Annotated in this window: 22 protein-coding genes; 15 read left to right on the top strand and 7 right to left on the bottom strand. The window is 64.5% G+C overall.

Annotation, left to right across the window (positions count from 1 at the left end; translation table 11 throughout):
- Positions 1 to 105: 105 nt before the first annotated feature.
- Both apaG and folE read left to right on the top strand, forming a co-directional pair.
- Complete coding sequence (apaG, locus tag ACODSP_RS13295; protein WP_488966099.1) at positions 106 to 498, top strand: Co2+/Mg2+ efflux protein ApaG; 393 nt, start codon at positions 106 to 108, stop codon at positions 496 to 498.
- A gap of 368 nt (positions 499 to 866) precedes the next feature.
- Positions 867 to 1,511 carry a GTP cyclohydrolase I FolE gene (folE, locus tag ACODSP_RS13290; RefSeq protein WP_054166987.1) on the top strand — a complete coding sequence of 215 codons (645 nt, stop codon included), beginning with the start codon at positions 867 to 869 and terminating at the stop codon, positions 1,509 to 1,511.
- Positions 1,512 to 1,567: 56 nt separating this feature from the next.
- On the opposite strand, the gene ACODSP_RS13285 is transcribed toward folE, so the two are convergent.
- Both ACODSP_RS13285 and ACODSP_RS13280 read right to left on the bottom strand, forming a co-directional pair.
- Positions 1,568 to 1,795, bottom strand: a complete 228-nt coding sequence (locus ACODSP_RS13285) for a helix-turn-helix transcriptional regulator (protein WP_488966051.1) — start codon at positions 1,793 to 1,795, stop codon at positions 1,568 to 1,570.
- A gap of 3 nt (positions 1,796 to 1,798) precedes the next feature.
- On the bottom strand, positions 1,799 to 2,236 hold the full coding sequence (locus ACODSP_RS13280; RefSeq protein WP_488966050.1) for a hypothetical protein: 438 nt from the start codon (positions 2,234 to 2,236) through the stop codon (positions 1,799 to 1,801).
- Positions 2,237 to 2,388: 152 nt separating this feature from the next.
- Here ACODSP_RS13280 and ACODSP_RS13275 point away from each other — a divergent pair, with 152 nt between their 5' ends.
- Together ACODSP_RS13275 and ACODSP_RS13270 are read left to right on the top strand one after the other, a co-directional pair.
- Positions 2,389 to 2,751 carry a tRNA-binding protein gene (locus ACODSP_RS13275; protein WP_488966049.1) on the top strand — a complete coding sequence of 121 codons (363 nt, stop codon included), beginning with the start codon at positions 2,389 to 2,391 and terminating at the stop codon, positions 2,749 to 2,751.
- A 186-nt stretch (positions 2,752 to 2,937) separates the two neighbouring features.
- Positions 2,938 to 3,501: a hypothetical protein gene (locus ACODSP_RS13270; protein ID WP_488966048.1), complete on the top strand. Its 564-nt coding sequence runs from the start codon at positions 2,938 to 2,940 to the stop codon at positions 3,499 to 3,501.
- Between the two features lie 17 nt (positions 3,502 to 3,518).
- On the opposite strand, the gene ACODSP_RS13265 is transcribed toward ACODSP_RS13270, so the two are convergent.
- On the bottom strand, positions 3,519 to 4,148 hold the full coding sequence (locus ACODSP_RS13265; RefSeq protein ID WP_488966047.1) for a class I SAM-dependent methyltransferase: 630 nt from the start codon (positions 4,146 to 4,148) through the stop codon (positions 3,519 to 3,521).
- A 169-nt stretch (positions 4,149 to 4,317) separates the two neighbouring features.
- Between ACODSP_RS13265 and ACODSP_RS13260 the strand changes: the two genes are divergently transcribed.
- The 10 genes from ACODSP_RS13260 to ACODSP_RS13215 all read left to right on the top strand — a co-directional run bounded on the left by ACODSP_RS13260 (position 4,318) and on the right by ACODSP_RS13215 (position 13,031).
- A complete protein-coding gene (locus tag ACODSP_RS13260; protein ID WP_488966046.1) occupies positions 4,318 to 4,794 on the top strand; it encodes a DUF1178 family protein in 477 nt (158 codons plus the stop codon).
- Between the two features lie 259 nt (positions 4,795 to 5,053).
- On the top strand, positions 5,054 to 5,323 hold the full coding sequence (rpsO, locus tag ACODSP_RS13255) for a 30S ribosomal protein S15 (RefSeq protein ID WP_054166903.1): 270 nt from the start codon (positions 5,054 to 5,056) through the stop codon (positions 5,321 to 5,323).
- A gap of 344 nt (positions 5,324 to 5,667) precedes the next feature.
- Positions 5,668 to 7,791 (top strand): polyribonucleotide nucleotidyltransferase, encoded by a 2,124-nt coding sequence (gene pnp / locus ACODSP_RS13250; protein ID WP_488966045.1) that lies wholly within the window; start codon positions 5,668 to 5,670, stop codon positions 7,789 to 7,791.
- Positions 7,792 to 7,922: 131 nt separating this feature from the next.
- Positions 7,923 to 8,174 (top strand): type II toxin-antitoxin system Phd/YefM family antitoxin, encoded by a 252-nt coding sequence (locus tag ACODSP_RS13245; protein ID WP_488966044.1) that lies wholly within the window; start codon positions 7,923 to 7,925, stop codon positions 8,172 to 8,174.
- A 6-nt stretch (positions 8,175 to 8,180) separates the two neighbouring features.
- Positions 8,181 to 8,450: a Txe/YoeB family addiction module toxin gene (locus ACODSP_RS13240; protein WP_488966043.1), complete on the top strand. Its 270-nt coding sequence runs from the start codon at positions 8,181 to 8,183 to the stop codon at positions 8,448 to 8,450.
- 122 nt (positions 8,451 to 8,572) lie between these two features.
- Positions 8,573 to 8,965, top strand: coding sequence for a DUF350 domain-containing protein (locus tag ACODSP_RS13235; protein WP_488966042.1), 393 nt, complete (start codon positions 8,573 to 8,575; stop codon positions 8,963 to 8,965).
- 82 nt (positions 8,966 to 9,047) lie between these two features.
- Complete coding sequence (locus ACODSP_RS13230) at positions 9,048 to 9,872, top strand: hypothetical protein (protein WP_488966041.1); 825 nt, start codon at positions 9,048 to 9,050, stop codon at positions 9,870 to 9,872.
- Between the two features lie 58 nt (positions 9,873 to 9,930).
- The gene (locus ACODSP_RS13225; RefSeq protein ID WP_488966040.1) at positions 9,931 to 10,569 is read left to right on the top strand and encodes a DUF1190 domain-containing protein; all 639 of its coding nucleotides are present in this window, start codon (positions 9,931 to 9,933) and stop codon (positions 10,567 to 10,569) included.
- Positions 10,570 to 10,623: 54 nt separating this feature from the next.
- Positions 10,624 to 11,925, top strand: coding sequence for a glutathionylspermidine synthase family protein (locus ACODSP_RS13220; RefSeq protein WP_488966039.1), 1,302 nt, complete (start codon positions 10,624 to 10,626; stop codon positions 11,923 to 11,925).
- A 68-nt stretch (positions 11,926 to 11,993) separates the two neighbouring features.
- On the top strand, positions 11,994 to 13,031 hold the full coding sequence (locus ACODSP_RS13215; protein WP_488966038.1) for a serine hydrolase domain-containing protein: 1,038 nt from the start codon (positions 11,994 to 11,996) through the stop codon (positions 13,029 to 13,031).
- Positions 13,032 to 13,040: 9 nt separating this feature from the next.
- Here the strand turns inward: ACODSP_RS13215 and ACODSP_RS13210 are convergent, their stop codons facing one another.
- From ACODSP_RS13210 to ACODSP_RS13200, 3 genes are all read right to left on the bottom strand, one after another.
- Positions 13,041 to 13,202: a hypothetical protein gene (locus tag ACODSP_RS13210; protein WP_488966037.1), complete on the bottom strand. Its 162-nt coding sequence runs from the start codon at positions 13,200 to 13,202 to the stop codon at positions 13,041 to 13,043.
- Between the two features lie 77 nt (positions 13,203 to 13,279).
- Positions 13,280 to 13,768 carry a hypothetical protein gene (locus ACODSP_RS13205; RefSeq protein ID WP_488966036.1) on the bottom strand — a complete coding sequence of 163 codons (489 nt, stop codon included), beginning with the start codon at positions 13,766 to 13,768 and terminating at the stop codon, positions 13,280 to 13,282.
- Positions 13,765 to 14,163 (bottom strand): group III truncated hemoglobin, encoded by a 399-nt coding sequence (locus ACODSP_RS13200; RefSeq protein ID WP_488966035.1) that lies wholly within the window; start codon positions 14,161 to 14,163, stop codon positions 13,765 to 13,767. Before ACODSP_RS13200 ends, ACODSP_RS13205 begins: the two co-directional genes overlap by 4 nt.
- 107 nt (positions 14,164 to 14,270) lie before the next feature.
- On the opposite strand from ACODSP_RS13200, the gene pip reads away from it, so the two are divergent.
- The gene (pip, locus tag ACODSP_RS13195; protein WP_488966034.1) at positions 14,271 to 15,221 is read left to right on the top strand and encodes a prolyl aminopeptidase; all 951 of its coding nucleotides are present in this window, start codon (positions 14,271 to 14,273) and stop codon (positions 15,219 to 15,221) included.
- A 164-nt stretch (positions 15,222 to 15,385) separates the two neighbouring features.
- Here pip and ACODSP_RS13190 read toward each other — a convergent pair whose 3' ends face one another.
- Positions 15,386 to 15,931 (bottom strand): DUF1003 domain-containing protein, encoded by a 546-nt coding sequence (locus tag ACODSP_RS13190; RefSeq protein WP_488966033.1) that lies wholly within the window; start codon positions 15,929 to 15,931, stop codon positions 15,386 to 15,388.
- Position 15,932: the final 1 nt, after the last annotated feature.

Genomic DNA, 15,932 nt, shown 5'->3' with positions numbered 1-15,932 from the left:
GGACAGAACCGGCCTATAATGCTGATCTGCGGGCATCTTTCGCCTGCGGGCCATGATGAAATCCGGGATCAGATCATCGGATCGGAAATGGGACGGGAGGCCGCCATGTATAGCGACACGACACGCGCGATCCGGGTGACGGTGGAGCCACGCTATCTGCCCGATCAGTCGCAACCCACGGAAAGCCATTATGTCTGGGCCTATCATGTGCGGATCGAGAATCTGGGGCAAGAGACGGTGCGCCTGCGCACCCGGCATTGGAGAATCACCGACGCGCGGGGCCGGTTGATGGAGGTGCGGGGGCCGGGCGTGGTGGGCGAACAGCCCTTGCTGCGACCCGGCGAACATTTCACCTATACCAGCGGCACGCCGCTTTCCACGCCGTCCGGCATCATGGTCGGCAGCTATGGGATGGAAAGCGAGGCGGGGGAGAGCTTTGACATCTCCATCCCCGCCTTTTCCCTGGACAGCCCGCATCAGGAACGGCGGCTGAACTGACGCCAATCTCCCTCATGCGCCGGGCGCCGCCATCCGGCGGCTTGGCTCACGGACCCACGAGGGCCCGGGCCGGCGGTCGCCGGCCTCCAATCCACCAAAGGCTAAGCCTTCGGCGGATTGGTATGATGCCGAACGGGCAGAAAAACCCGACGCCGGGGGGATATCTGAAATCGGCGCTTGAAACATTCGGCGAACAAGCCATCTGCTTCTCCTGCCGGGACTGACCTTGACCCTTCGAGGTAGCCCGGCCGGCCGGATCGGGGGAACTGGCCGGTGGCCCGCCCTGCAAGGGGGCTGCATGCAAGCCGAACACATACATTGAGGAGTGCATCCCCGTGACCGTGCCCAAGAAGAATGACGACAAGGTCGTGCCGGGTCCCGTCCATGGCCGCCGCGCCGGCCCTGCCGCCACCAACCCCAATCTGGTCCGCCCCAGCAAGGCCGAAGCTGAAGCCGCTGTCCGCACCCTGATCCGCTGGGCCGGTGATGATCCCGACCGCGAGGGTCTCGTGGGCACGCCCGACCGCGTGGTCCGGTCCTATGAGGAGTTCTTTGCCGGATATGAGGTCGATCCCGTCGACCTTCTGGCCCGGACCTTCGAAGAAACCGACGGCTATGACGAGATGGTCGTGCTGCGCAATATCCGGCTGGAAAGCTATTGCGAGCATCATATGGTGCCCATCATCGGCAAGGTCCATATCGCCTATCTGCCGCGCAACCGCGTGGTCGGCATTTCCAAGCTGGCACGCGTGGCCGAGGTTTATTCCAAGCGCCTGCAGATCCAGGAAAAGATGACAGCCCAGATTGCCAACACCGTCGATGAGGTGCTGGAACCTCTAGGCGTTGCCGTGGTGATCGAGGCAACGCATCAGTGCATGACGACACGTGGCATTCACAAGCCCGGTGTCACGATGGTCACCAGCCGCATGCTGGGTGCCTTCCGCGAGGACGAGAAGACCCGGCGTGAGTTTCTGGCCATGATCGGCAACCCTGCCAGCAGCGGCGAGGGCTGATCAGTTCCCTTGCGGAACGATGAAATGGGGGCGGCCCTTTCGGGACCGCCCCTTTTTCATGGGTTTGTCGCCGCGCCGTCGCCTTGCCACTGAAACACTGTTTCCAGTGGCACCTGAAAGACCTGGGCGATGCGGAAGGCGGCCTCCAGGCTGGGCGAGTATTTGCCCTGTTCGATGGCTGCCACCGTCTGGCGCGTTACGCCGATGCGGTCAGCGAGGTCCTGCTGCGTCATCTCGCCAGCCTCGAACCGCAGGCGGCGGACCTGATTGGTGAAGGGCAGCATGGATCACCAGCCCCGTCGATACATGAAGACCTGCGTGCCCAGCCGCGACAGTTCGGCCAGCAGCAGGGCGAAGAACATGAAGTTCACCAGCATGACCTTGTCGGCACCATGGTGCAGGCTGAGCATGGCGCAGATGGTTCCCGTCACCAGGACGTAAAAGCCAGTGCGGGTGCCCAGCAGGCCGACCTGCCGGTCACGCTCATCTTTGGGGCTGCGCGCTTCTGCCGGGGTACGGATCGCTGTTACGATGGCCAGTGCCACGGCCAGCACCACCTGCCCCACAATCAGGCCGATGATGCAGGCCACCATCCACATGAACTGGCCCCCACCCGGCACCGCAGCCCAGCCGCGATAAGAGCCGAAAACCGGCCCGAAATAGGCAGCACCGAAACCCAACAGGACCAGCAACTGCGTCCAGACCAGTTTCTCCCGGAATGACATGTTAAGCTCTCCATTCATAATGTTATGTATTTTTAACATCATGTGCAGCATGGGCGCGATCATGTCAAATATCTTTTACGTGCATTTTCCCTTTCCCGCCTTATCGCAGCGCAACATACTGCGGTGAGGATCGCAGGAGGGAGACAGGGCAGATGGCGGAGAACGGGACGGGCAGCAGCAGCCCCATCACCTATGATGATTTCCAGAAGGTCGATATCCGGGCCGGTACCATCGTCAAGGCTGAACCCTTTCCAGAGGCGCGCCGCCCCGCCATCAAGCTTTGGGTCGATTTCGGCGAGCCGATCGGCATCCGCAAATCTTCCGCGCAAATCACCGCCTATTATCAGCCGGATAGCCTCATCGGCCGGCAGGTCATGGCCGTCACCAACTTCCCGCCCCGCCAGATCGGCAAATTCATGTCAGAGGTTCTGGTGCTGGGCGTTCCCAGCGATACGGGTGAAGTGGTTCTTCTCTCCCCCGATCAGCCCGTGCCCAATGGCGGGCGGATGTATTGACCATCAAAGGCTGGGGGAACACGTCGAAAGGAATTGGCATTGCTTATGTGATTCTCTTCTCCCCTAGGAAAAGCACAGCCGGTCACTTTAATTCCTGATCCTATCCTTCTGGATTGTCCTTTCCCCACTGCGCCATCGCCGCATGCCGCGTACAATCTGTCCGTGCCCTTTCAAGCAGACACGCGCATGCATGATGTTTTCCGCCTTGATGACCTGACCAACGACACGCAGCATTATGCGTTGTCGCATTGGACCAACATTGCCAGGCGGAACCCGGCGGTGCCGCTGGCCGATATGATGGCCTGCCGGCAAGCGGCGGATACGGTGGATAATTGCATCCTGTTCAATCTGGAAGCCGGTAGCATCCGCGACGCGCGGGTGGAGAAGGTGGGCGCCGGGGTGATGGCGTCGCTGACCTTCGATCCGGCGGGCATGACGCTGTCAAAGTTGATGCCGCCCGACTATGTGGCCGATATCATCCCTGCCTACGCCTTCTGCGCCGGCTCCTTCCGGCCCATGTCCAGCCTGGACGAAGTGACGCATATCAACGGCGCTGTCGCCCTGGTCCGCCGGCTGATCCTGCCGCTGGAGCGGCAGCCGCCGGGTGGCGCCTTCGCCGCGCGCTACCTGCTGATGATCTATGACAAGCTGTCGGGCGGCCCCGATCAAACGGGCATGGGCCCTTGTGCCGGGCCCGTCCGATCCAACCGCGCCTTGAGCGTGGCCGTGTTCCGCGACGGGCAGGGCTAAACCGGCTCACCCGCGGATCAGGCCGGCGGCAGGGGCACAGGTTCAGGGTCACCGTTCAGGTCTGCGGCGGCACCAAAGGAACGCCGTGCGGCCAGCCGCTGCACAATGGCGGCCTTTGGGCTGGACACCTCTCCCTGTTCAAAGGCGACCACCTGCAATCCCTGCCCGATGGCCAGATGCAGCAACTCCCCCTCGCGCAGCAGGAAAGCGGGGCTGGACGGGCGGCCATGGCGCTGATTGCCATTGGCGAAGGTTTCGTAAAGCAGGAACCCACCCGGCTTTACGGCGCCCGCGATGGCGGGCAGAAGCGGGCGGTGCAGATAATTGGTGACCACCACCAGATCAAAGTCCGACAGGGCGGACGGCCAACCATCCGGCCCCTCCAGGTCAGCCTGGATCAGGGTTACACCATCCGTGCTCGTCAGGTCGGCAACACCGCGCAGGTCGATATCCAGGCCCGTAACCGCCAATCCACGATCCCGGAAATGCCGCAGATGCCGCCCACCGCCACAGGCCACATCCAGCATATGCCCCCCAGGCCGCAGCAACGGCGCAAAGCGGGCGATCCAGGGTGAGGGCGGGGAGAATGGCAGGGCGTGGCTCATGCCGTCATCATAGGCGCCGCTGGCCGCAGGCGCATCCCCCATCACGGGAGTGCATCTTCAACGCTGGGAATGCGCTCCCGCCTTCAAATCCCCTCGGGCGGTTCTCGGCTGACCAGTTCAGACCCGGCATGGCACCCCGCAGCGCAACGGGCTTGCCCGACGGGCCGGGAGGGTCCATCTATCTTTCATCTCATTGACCAATAACCGTCCCATGATCCTGTTCAACCTGAAATGCAGCCGCGACCACCGGTTCGAGGGCTGGTTCCGTAATGGCGCGGCCTATGACGCGCAGGCGGCTTCGCACGCCATCACCTGCCCTGTCTGCGGTGATGACAAGGTGGAAAAGGCCCCGATGGCCCCCGCCATTGCCAAGGGTGGCCGGTCGCGCGATCGTGACGCGCCGGCGCCCGTGGCGGATGTCCCCGTGCCGGTTGAGGCCCCAGCCGTGCCCGACGCGGTACGCGAGGCGCAGGCCGAAATCCTGCGGCACCTGCGTGACCTGCGCACCCAGGTGGAAAAGAACGCCGATTATGTGGGCAACCGCTTTGCCGAAGAAGCCCGCAAGATCCATTATGGCGAGGTGGAAGGCCGTGCCATCTATGGCGAAACCTCAACCGAGCAGGCCGAGGCCCTGCGGGAGGAGGGCGTGCCCATCGCCAGCATCCCCTGGCTGCCGGTAGAGAACTGAGCCTGGAGCCGCAAGGGACGCTGCCATGCCCGGACAGGCGCGGAAATCCAAGGATTCCGCTTGACCGGAAGCCGGGTTTGGCGCATCAACCCACCCATATCGACGCCCGCCCGTGCGGGACCGTGCTGGACGACATCCCGGCACGGCCCCGCAACGCGTGGGCGCGTGCCCGTTCCGGGATACCGGAACCCGGTCGATAGGGCACCTTCGCGGTGCCGGGTGCGTTCATCCCTCAATCATCTAAATGTGGAGACATCCGATGTCGATCACGGCTGAGCGCAAGACTGCGCTAATCGCAGAATACAAGACCAACGAAACCGACACCGGTTCGCCCGAAGTGCAGGTCGCTATCCTGACCGAGCGCATCAACAACCTGACCGAACACCTGAAGACCCACGCGAAGGATTTCCACTCGCGCCGTGGTCTGCTGGTGATGGTCGGTCAGCGCCGCCGTCTGCTGGATTACGTGAAGGGCAAGGAGAAGGCTCGTTATGACAGCCTGATCCAGCGCCTGGGCCTGCGCCGCTAAGGCGGGCCGGTCGCGACGGTTACAGACCCGAACGCCCAAGGTGATGTTCGACGTGAACATGCAGCCCACCGCCCACACGATGTTCCACACCCGCTCCGGCGGTGGGGGATGGCGTGCCGGCGGCGGGCCCCTTGGCGGTAGGAACCGTCGGGACCCGCGTCAGAGTTGAGGTGTGGACGGCCAGCCGGGACCCCTTCCGGCTGGCCGTTTTGCCATGCGCGCTGTGCGGAATGCGCAGAAATGCTGTACTGAAGGGGCAAGAAACAGGCGGGGCCGTCCGAACGGGCCCCGGCCCGGCCGCCCAATCCGGGGTGTTGCGGGTTTCGGATGGAAGGATCGATACGATGTTCAAGGTATTCCGCAAGGAAATGGAATGGGGCGGGCGCAAGCTGGTCATCGAGACCGGCAAGATCGCCCGTCAGGCCGACGGCGCCGTCATGGTGAGCTATGGCGACACGGTCGTGCTCTGCACCGCCGTCGGCGCCAAGTCCCCGAAGCCGGGCGTGGATTTCTTCCCGCTGACGGTGAATTACCAGGAAAAGACCTTCGCCGCGGGCAAGATCCCCGGTGGCTTCTTTAAGCGCGAAGGCCGCCCGACCGAGAAGGAAGTGCTGGTCAGCCGCCTGATCGACCGTCCGATCCGTCCGCTGTTCGTCGATGGCTATCGCTGCGAGACGCAGGTCGTCTGCACCGTGCTGAGCCACGATCTTGAGAATGATCCCGACATCGTCGCCCTGATCGGTGCGTCCGCCGCGCTGACCATCTCCGGTCTGCCCTTCCTGGGCCCCATCGGTGCGGCCCGCGTCGGTTATGAGAACGGCCAGTTCATCCTGAACCCGACCGCCGACCAGATGGAAAACGCCACCCTGGACCTGGTCGTCGCCGGTACGCAGGAAGGCGTGCTGATGGTCGAGTCCGAGGCCAAGGAACTGTCGGAAGAGGTGATGCTGGGCGCCGTGATGTTCGGCCATGCCCAGTTCCAGCCGGTCATCGACCTGATCATCGGCCTGGCCGAGGATTGCGCCAAGGAACCCCGCGACATCGCCCCGCCGGCCTTTGACAAGGCCGCCGTGAAGGCCCGCATCCTGGAAGTTGCCGGCGCGGACGTGAAGGCCGCCTATTCGATCCTGGTCAAGCAGCCGCGTTACGCCGCCGTGGGCGCCGCCAAGGACAAGGCCAAGGCCGCGCTGAAGGAAGAGTTCGCGCCGGAAGCCATTTCCGAGATGTTCAAGGAAGTGGAAGCCGACGTGCTGCGCGGCGCCGTTCTGGAAACGGGCAAGCGCATTGATGGCCGCACCACCGTGGACATCCGCCAGATCGTGGCCGAAGTGGGCATCCTGCCTCGCGCCCATGGTTCGGCCCTGTTCACGCGCGGTGAGACGCAGGCCCTCGTGGTCACCACCCTGGGCACCAACCAGGATGAGCAGATCATCGACGCGCTGGAAGGCGAGTACCGCGAAAGCTTCATGCTGCATTACAACTTCCCCCCGTACAGCGTGGGTGAAGCCGGTCGCATGGGCAGCCCGGGCCGCCGTGAAATCGGCCATGGCAAGCTGGCCTGGCGCGCCATCCACCCGCTGCTGCCCTCCAAGGAAGATTTCCCCTACACACTGCGCGTCGTGTCGGAAATCACGGAATCGAATGGTTCCTCCTCCATGGCCACGGTTTGCGGCACGTCCCTGTCGCTGATGGATGCCGGCGCCCCGCTGGCCCGCCCCATCGCTGGCATCGCCATGGGCCTGATCAAGGAAGGCGACAAGTTCGCCGTCCTGTCCGACATCCTGGGCGATGAAGATCACCTGGGCGACATGGACTTCAAGGTCGCCGGCACCGAAGCGGGCGTCACCGCCCTGCAGATGGACATCAAGATCACCTCGATCACCGAGGAGATCATGAAGGTCGCCCTGGCGCAGGCCCAGAAGGGCCGCATCCATATCCTGGGTGAGATGAACAAGGCGCTGAACACCGCGCGCGGCGAAGTGTCGGGCAATGCCCCGCGCATCACCGTCATCAACATCCCCAAGGAAAAGATCCGCGACGTCATCGGTTCGGGCGGCAAGGTCATCCGCGAGATCGTGGAACAGACCGGCGCCAAGATCGACATCGAAGACGACGGCACCGTCAAGGTGTCGGCGGTTGACAGCAAGTGCTCCGACGCCGCCATCAAGTGGATCAAGGGCATTGTCGCCGAAGCCGAAGTGGGCGAGATCTATGACGGCAAGGTCGTCAAGGTCATGGATTTCGGCGCCTTCGTGAACTTCCTGGGTTCCAAGGACGGTCTGGTCCACATTTCCGAACTGAAGAACGAGCGCGTGGCCAAGGTCACCGACGTCGTGAAGCAGGGCGACAATGTGAAGGTCAAGGTCCTGGGCTTCGATGATCGCGGCAAGGTCAAGCTGTCGATGAAGGTTGTCGATCAGGTGACCGGCGAAGACCTGTCCAAGAAGGCCGACGCCACCCAGGGCTGATATCCCGAGGGTGCTTCCCGGCCTGTCGGGATGCGTTGAGACAGAAAGGCCGTCGGGGCGACCCGGCGGCCTTTTTTGTTGTGGGGTGATAGACGGGGGTGTACGCTTTTCCGTACAGATGGAGGGCTTCCATGTCCCATGTCAGCGCGACCCAGTTCCGACAGAACCTGGCTCACTACCTTGACGAGGTGGAGGCCAGCCGTGCCCCCCTGTTCGTCACGCGCCAGAATGCCGAACCCGTAGTGGTCATCGCGGAAAGCGAGTGGAGCAGCATTCAGGAGACGCTGCACCTCTTGAGTTCGCCTGCGAACGCACGCCGGTTGATGGAGGCCATCGCACAGGCTGATGCGGGGCTAGGTGTGGAACGGGACCTGATTGAGTAGTTGGCAATGCGCTTGATCTGGATGGACAGAGCGTGGCAGGACTACCTTTACTGGCAGGCACAGGATCGCGACATCCTGATAAAGATCAATACGCTCATCAAAGACGCAAGCCGCACGCCCTTCATCGGCCTGGGCAAGCCCGAACCTCTCGGCGGCAATCTCAGGGGCTGGTGGTCCCGCCGGATCACATCTGAACATCGACTTGTCTATCGTATCGGCGGGCAAGGGACCGACCAGCACCTGGAAATCGCCCAGTGCCGTTGGCATTACGAATAATTCTTCCCCACCCCTTGCACGTCCCGCCTGTCATCCAAACATTTTTTGCAATTTCGCGCACGCTCCCGTAGCGTGCGGACAAATGCGTGACCGTGTCGGCGCCCATAAGGAGCAACGGATCGATGTTCGAGACCCTGCCGCTTTACCTGACCTTTGTCGGTGCCTCGGTGGCGCTGCTGGCCCTGGCCTTGCTGGCCTATACGCTGATCACGCCCTATCGCGAATGGGCCTTGATCCGGCAGGGGAATTCAGCCGCCGCGACCAGCATGGGGGGCACGGCTATCGGTATGGCCATTGCCCTGTCATCGGTGGCGCGGGGCACCTACTCGGTCGCCGAGCTGCTGATGTGGGGTGGGGTGGCGCTGGTCTGTCAGTTGCTGGTGTTTGTCGCTGTCTGTTTCCTGCTGCCCGGTTTCCGGCAAGGGATTGAGGGGGACAAGCTGGGCTATGGCGTCACGCTGGGCACCCTGTCCATTGCCATGGGAATTTTGAATGCCGGGGCGCTTTCGGTTTAAGCCTTGCCTCCCCATCTCTGATTAACCCCGCCCGGCTGTGACCGGCGGGGCCGTTCTGCTTGGTCTTGAGGAGCCAGTTCCGATGATGCAGTTCTTCCGCACGCTGTTGGGCGTGAAGGGTGAGAAGGTGGGCCGCCAGGTGGTGGATGCCCTGGTCGCCATGGACCCCAAGAGCGCGTCCGTCGCCCAGTTGCGGGTCATGGAGGCCGATCTGGACAAGGCTGGCAAGCTGCTGACCAATCTGCGCGTCGATATGCAGCGCGAGCGCAAGGAGGCCATCGAGGCGCGGGAGAATTATGACCGCCGTCTGGCCGCCGCCGAGCATCTGAACAACCTGCTGGCCACCGCCGAGGGCGAGCGTCTGGCCAGCCTGGAGGCCAGCCTGGCCAAGCTGCTGGCCCAGTTGGAAGAGCTGGAGAGCGAGGTCGCCGTCGAGCAGCGGGAGGCCGACGAGGCCGAGGCGCTGGTGGCGGAAGCGGAGGTTGCCTATCGCGAGAAGGCCCGCGCCCTGACCGATGCCAAATCCGCCCTGGCCAAGGCCGAGCGCGATATGCAGCGCGCCAGCATCCAGGAGGAGCGCGAGCGTGAGCGCGCCAACCGTGCCGCCCAGGTGGCCGGCCTGCGCGATGATGGCGGGTCGAAGCTGAACACCGCCATCGACGCCATGACCCGCCGCGCCAACGAGGCCCGCGCCAATGCCGAGGCAGCCCGCATGAAGGCCCAGGCCCTGGGCGACCTGTCCCGCAAGTCCGCCGATGATATGGGCGACGCCGATATCCAGGCGGCCCTGGCCGCCGTGGGCAAGGGCGGGGCACCCGCCCTGTCGGTGCAGGAACGTCTGGCCCGCCTGAAGGGTCCGTCGCCCGACGCGGCACCGCTGGCCATCACGGACAAGTGGAGCAAGTAGGGCGGCAACGCCCCCTGACCCTAACCGTTACCCCGCCACCATCGCCATCCGGGCCGCCATGACCGACCAACAGCGCAAACGCCGCCGTTCCGCCCATGTCTCCACCCTGCTTGTCGGTGGGGCGGCGGCCCTGATGCTGTCGGGCTGCGGCGGCGATGATGTGCAGGAGACAGACGCCCGCATCTTCCCCACGGTGGAGGCGTGTCTGGTGGAGTTCAGCCAGCAGGAATGCAACGGCGCCTTTGAACAGGCCAAGCAACTGCATATGCAATCCACCCCACGCTTCGACACGGCGGCGGCGTGCGAGGCGACGATGGGCAATGGTGCATGTCAGCCCATGGTCCTGTCCCAGCCGGATGGCAGCCTGAGCAACGTCTTCGTGCCGGCCCTGATGGGTTTCATGATGGCCAAGGCCTTGCAGCCATCCCCGCAATATGGCGGTGGCTATATCGGGGCCGGCGGCGGCTACTATTACCCGCGCCCCATCTATATCGACCGTGACGGCTTCATGTATAGCGGCAGGGGCAGCCTGGGCCGCGCCCCCGTCAGCCGTGACAGCTTCACCCAGGGCAAGTCGGGCTTCGGCATGAAGACCGAAGTGCGGGGCAAGTCGGCACAGGTGGGCACCACAACCAAATCCACCAGCCGGGGCGGCTTCGGCAAGTCGTCGGCCAAGTTCGGCGGCGGCGGTTCCTGACCGCGACCCTCGTAAACGCCCCCTCCCCTCGCCTCAAGCCGAGCGACAATTGCCATGCATCGCCAATCCATCCGCCCGCGTCCCGATTGGAAAGCCCGCATGGAAGCGCTGGGCTTTGATTTCCACACCATCCCGACCGACGAGGACCCGAGCGGCGTCTATTGGGATGAGAGTGCCTGCTGGGTGTTCAGCGAGGCGGAGATCGACCTGCTGGAAGAGGCCAGCAACGAGCTTCACAAGATGTGTCTGGCCGCCGCCAAGCGCATCATCGATGAACGGCTCTACCCGCTGCTGAACATCCCGGCCCACGCCATCCCCGCCATCGAGGCGTCGTGGCAGCGCCATCAGGGGGGACAGGAATTCTCCCTCTATGGCCGGTTCGATCTGGCCTATGGCGGGGCGGGCCATGGCGATGGCATGCCCAAACTGCTGGAATATAACGCCGATACGCCCACGGGCCTGTATGAAGCGGCGGTGGCGCAATGGGCCTGGCTGGAGGATGTGTTCCCCGACGGGGATCAGTTCAATTCAATCCATGAAGGGCTGGTGGAACAGTGGAAGGCCCTGCTGCGCGCCGACCGGTTGCTGGCCGATGATGGCGGTCGGCGGGGCGAATGGGAGGCGGGGCGCGCCCTGCACCTGACCTGCGCCATGCCGCATACGGAGGATGAGGGCACGCTTCGCTATCTCCAGGACACGGCCATCGAGGCCGGGCTGGCGACCAAGAGCATCGCCCTGTCGGATATCGGCTGGACCGAGGAGCAGGACCACCTTAACCGCCGCACCCGCAGCTATTTCACCGACCTGGAGGAGCAGGAGATCAAATGCCTGTTCAAGCTGACGCCGTGGGAATGGCTGGTGGCCGATGATTTCGGCACCAACCTGCTGACCCTGGCACAGCGCAATGATATCCGTGTCGTGGAACCCGCCTGGAAGATGCTGCTGTCCAACAAGGGGCTGCTGGCGGTTCTGTGGGAAATGTACCCCTACCACCCCTACTTGGTGGAGGCGCATTTCGACCGCCGCGCCTTTGCCGCCGGCACGCGCGTGGTGGCAAAGCCGCTGCTGGGCCGCGAAGGAGCCAATATCAGCGTCGTCACCATGGGCGCCGATGGCCGCCCGACCACGCGCGAGTTGGATGTGGCCGGACCCTATGGTGAAGAGGGCTATGTCTATCAGGCCTGGTCGCCGGTGGTGTCGGCACGGGGGCCGGACATCAAGGGCGTGGTGCGCGACCATCATGCCGTGATCGGCGCCTGGATGGTGGGCGATGAATGCCGGGGCATCGGCATCCGTGAGGACAGTACCGCTGTCACCCGCGACACCTCCCGCTTCGTGCCGCATCGGTTTGAATAGGCCCGGTGCGACGACGGAATCGACGGCAGGCGGCGTATAAGGCATAGGCCCCAACCCGGAGCATGCCCATGCCCAGCCGCCGCCTATTTCTGTCCGGCCTTGGCGCCAGCCTGCTGCTGCCCGTTCGCGCCGCCTTTTCCCTGCCTGTCGATCCCCGTTCACCAGACCTGCCGGAGGTGACAGCGCTGATCCAGGACGCCATCCGCCGGCATCGGCTGGACGGGGTAGCGGCCATCGCGCATCAGGGGGACCGCGTGCTGTATCGCGGCTATTTCGGCGCTATCGGCCCCGCAACGGCCATCGAGGTGGCATCGGCCAGCAAATGGGTGGCGGGTCTGGTGATCATGGCCGTGGTGGCGCAGGGACAACTGCGGCTTGATACCACCCTGGCCGAGGCTGGTCTGATCAGCACCGGCCCGAAGGCAGGCATCACGCTGGCACAGTTGATGAGCCATACCTCCGCCCTGCCTGCAACCGGCCCCATCCTGCAACAGCGCCGTTATCCCACCCCGCGCGCGGCGGCGGAGAAGCTGGCCGAGATGGACCTGATCGGACAACCGGGCGGGGTTTTCGCCTATGCCGGCGTGTCGATGCAGGTGGCGGCCTTCATGGCCGAACAGGCGGGCGGGGCCGACTGGAACAGCCTGTTCCGCCGCCTGATCGCCGACCCGCTGGACCTGTCATCTGACTGCCGGTGGAGCGATCGCTGGGGCGTGGCGGGTGGGTTGATCGCCAGCCCGGATGATTATGAACGCATCCTGCTGCTGATTGCTCGACGGGGCATGATGGCGGATGGGCGCCGCCTGCTGCCCGCCGACATCTTCCCCGCCATGGAGCATGACCAGATCGGCACCGCCCAACGCCGGGAACAGCCCGACGCGGCAGAAGCCATGAAGGGCTATGGTATCGGCCTGTGGTGCGAGGAGATTGGCGCCGACGGTGCCTGCTCCATCATCTCCAGCCCCGGATATTTCGGCACCTGGCCGCGTATCGACCGCAGACACGATGTCACCAGTTTGCTGATGGTGAAATCACGCCTGCGGACGGTGATCGATGACTGGAAAGGCATTATCCGGGCCCTTACCAATGCGGCAGCGCCCGGATGAGGGCGGGGATTACAGCTGCCGGCCTGTTCCATCGGTGCTGGCAAAGACGCTGTGCAGGAACCACAGGATGAAGGTGGCCAGCAGCATGAAGCCGCCCCACTGACGGCTGATGGTCATGACGCCACCTGCCGCAGCCAGTGCGGCGGCGTAGAAGAACAGAGACTTTTTCATCGTAAAGGACTTTCCGGCATGGGCGCAGGGGCGGGCATCGGCCACGCATGCCCCGCGCATTCAAGGATCAGGGTGGATCAGGCGGAAAGTCCGGCGGGCGGGCCCGTCGGCATGCGGGCGGCATGGCCCGCGCGGCCCATGGCAGGCCCCATGATGACCGGCGGCAGGGACGAGCCGCCGTCCAGGGCAACCGGGACCGGCGCCCAGGGCGGGCTGGCCGCCACGAATTTGGCCGGCGGCGGGTCATCCCCACCGGACAGATCGGCGCGGCGCTGTTCGTCGGGCAGGGCGGCCAGCGTGGCCGGCGCCTCCGACAGGGTGGCGCGCAGGCCGGGACCACTGGCCGTCAGCCCTTCGCGCGCCCGATCCCCTTCGCCACCGCCCAGCCCGGCCAGAACGCCGGCACAGGCCAGCAGCACCAGCAGCGCCAGCGCCTTTACCCGGTCAGACCATTGGCCGATGGCCCCGCGCGGGCGCGGGTCGGCAAGGTCAGGGTGCGGGTGGGCGGGATCGGTCATGGCGTCAAGATGGGGGTTGGCGGGGCCGGACGCAAGGCCCGGCTTCACGCCCCCCGCGCCATGGCAATGCCCTGTTGCAACGCGTCGCCCATCCGGGCGGCCTTGTCACGCAGGAAGGCGGCGGCGGGCGGGGTGAACAGCCGGTCCGTGCTCTGTCCGAACAAGTCCAGCCAGCGCTGGAAATGCGCGGCATCCAGACCGGGAATGCCCGCATGCACCTGCATAGGCCGGCCCCCATATCGCCCCGTGCCCATGGTCACCGACGACCAGAAATCATGCACACGGCGCAGATGGGCGGCCCAATCCTCGTCCCCATCCCCCACCATGGTCTGGAACAAGGGCCCCAGCAGCGGGTCCAGACGGGCGGCGGCATAGAATTCGATGAGCAGGACCGTCAGGCTGTCATCATCAATGCGGGCATAGGGCAGGCGGGTGGTCATCATGACACGATCCTAACCCGCCGCGATTTCCCCCAGCTTTGCCCGCGCGGACGGTTTGCGTTGCGCGTTGCGCTTGCCTACAATCAGCGGAACAACAAACGGATGCATCCATGCCCCGCGGCGATCTGTTCTCCCCGCTTGACCCGTTCCAGACCGGCCGGTTGCAGGTCGATGATGTTCATAACCTTTACTGGGAACAGAGCGGCAATCCCGATGGCGTGCCCGTGCTGTTCCTGCATGGCGGGCCGGGGGCCGGCGCCTCGCCCACCCATCGCCGATTTTTCGACCCCACCTTCTATCGCATCATCATCCTGGATCAGCGCGGGGCCGGTCGTTCCACGCCGCTGGGCGACCTGCGCAACAATGATATCCCGCATCTGGTGGGCGACCTGGAGGCACTGCGCGCGCATCTGGGCATCGACCGCTGGATGGTGTTTGGCGGCTCCTGGGGCTCCACCCTGTCCATCGCCTATGCGGAGGCGCATCCCGACCGGGTGATCGGCCTGGTCCTGCGCGGCATCTTCCTGATGCGCCGGTCGGAGATCGACTGGTTCCTCTATGGGATGAAGCAGATTTTCCCGGAGGCCTGGAACCATTTCAACGCCTATATCCCCGTGGCCGAACGCGATGATCTGCTGGAGGCCTACTGGAAGCGGCTGACCCATCCCGACCCGGCCATCCACCTGCCTGCGGCCCGGGTGTGGAGCATGTATGAAGGGGCCTGTTCCACCCTGATGCCCAGCCCGGAACTGGTGTCCGCCTCAGGCGAGGATAACCACGCCCTGGGGCTGGCGCGGATCGAGGCGCATTATTTCCGCAACAACATGCTGGACCCGGAAGACAAGCTGCTGCGCGATATCCGGGCCATCCGGCATATCCCTGCCGTCATCGTGCAGGGGCGCTACGATATTGTCTGCCCCATCCGCACCGCCGACGAACTGCACCGCGCCTGGCCGGAAGCCGATTATATCATCGTGCCCGATGCCGGCCACAGCGCCATGGAACCCGGCGTCCGCATGGCCCTGGTCCAGGCGACGGAGCGGTTCAAGACCCTGCGGTAAGATGGAACCCGGTCACGCTAGAGCTGTTTTCGGTTGACCGGAAACAGCTCCGGCGGCGACTGCCGCCACGCCGCACGTGCGGCGCAAGCCAAGCTGCGGATGCAGCGCCGACGATTGAGGACAACGAAAGCCTAGAGCGTGTTTCCAGTCAACGGAAACACGCTCTAGGTCTTGAGCGCCTCGACTGCCGCCCGCAGCAGGGTGATTTCCTCCTGCTGCCGGCGCAGCAGGGCTTCCAATTCGTCCGTGCGCAGCCGGTCCAGCTTTTCATGCAGGGCCATGATTTCCAGTTCGGCCTTCAGGTTGACTTCGTAATCCATGTTGGCCTGGGCCCGATCCTTGGCCGCCTGCCGGTTCTGCGACATCATGATGATGGGGGCCTGCACCGCCGCCAGGGTGGACAGCATCAGGTTCAGCAGGATGAACGGATACGGGTCCCAGGCGAAGCCCCAGAAGGCGGCGTTCAGCCCCATCCACACCGCCATCACCAGGGCGAAGGCGATCACGAAGCTCCACGACCCGCCCACCGTCGCCACCTTGTCCGCCAGACGGTCACCCAAGGTCATGCTGGCTTCAAAGTCGGAATGGCTGTTGCGGGAAATGGCGCGGCGATGGGCGATGCGGGTCAGGACACGGCGTTCCCGGTCTGACAGGACGGTTTCGCCCTGGGTCAGAAGCTGTTCGGCCAGCAGGCGGATTTCGTCGTTCATG

Source organism: Niveispirillum sp. FG156, assembly GCF_057809555.1.
Note: the sequence above shows the minus strand (reverse complement) of the source record. Positions and strands in the feature narration are given on the sequence as shown.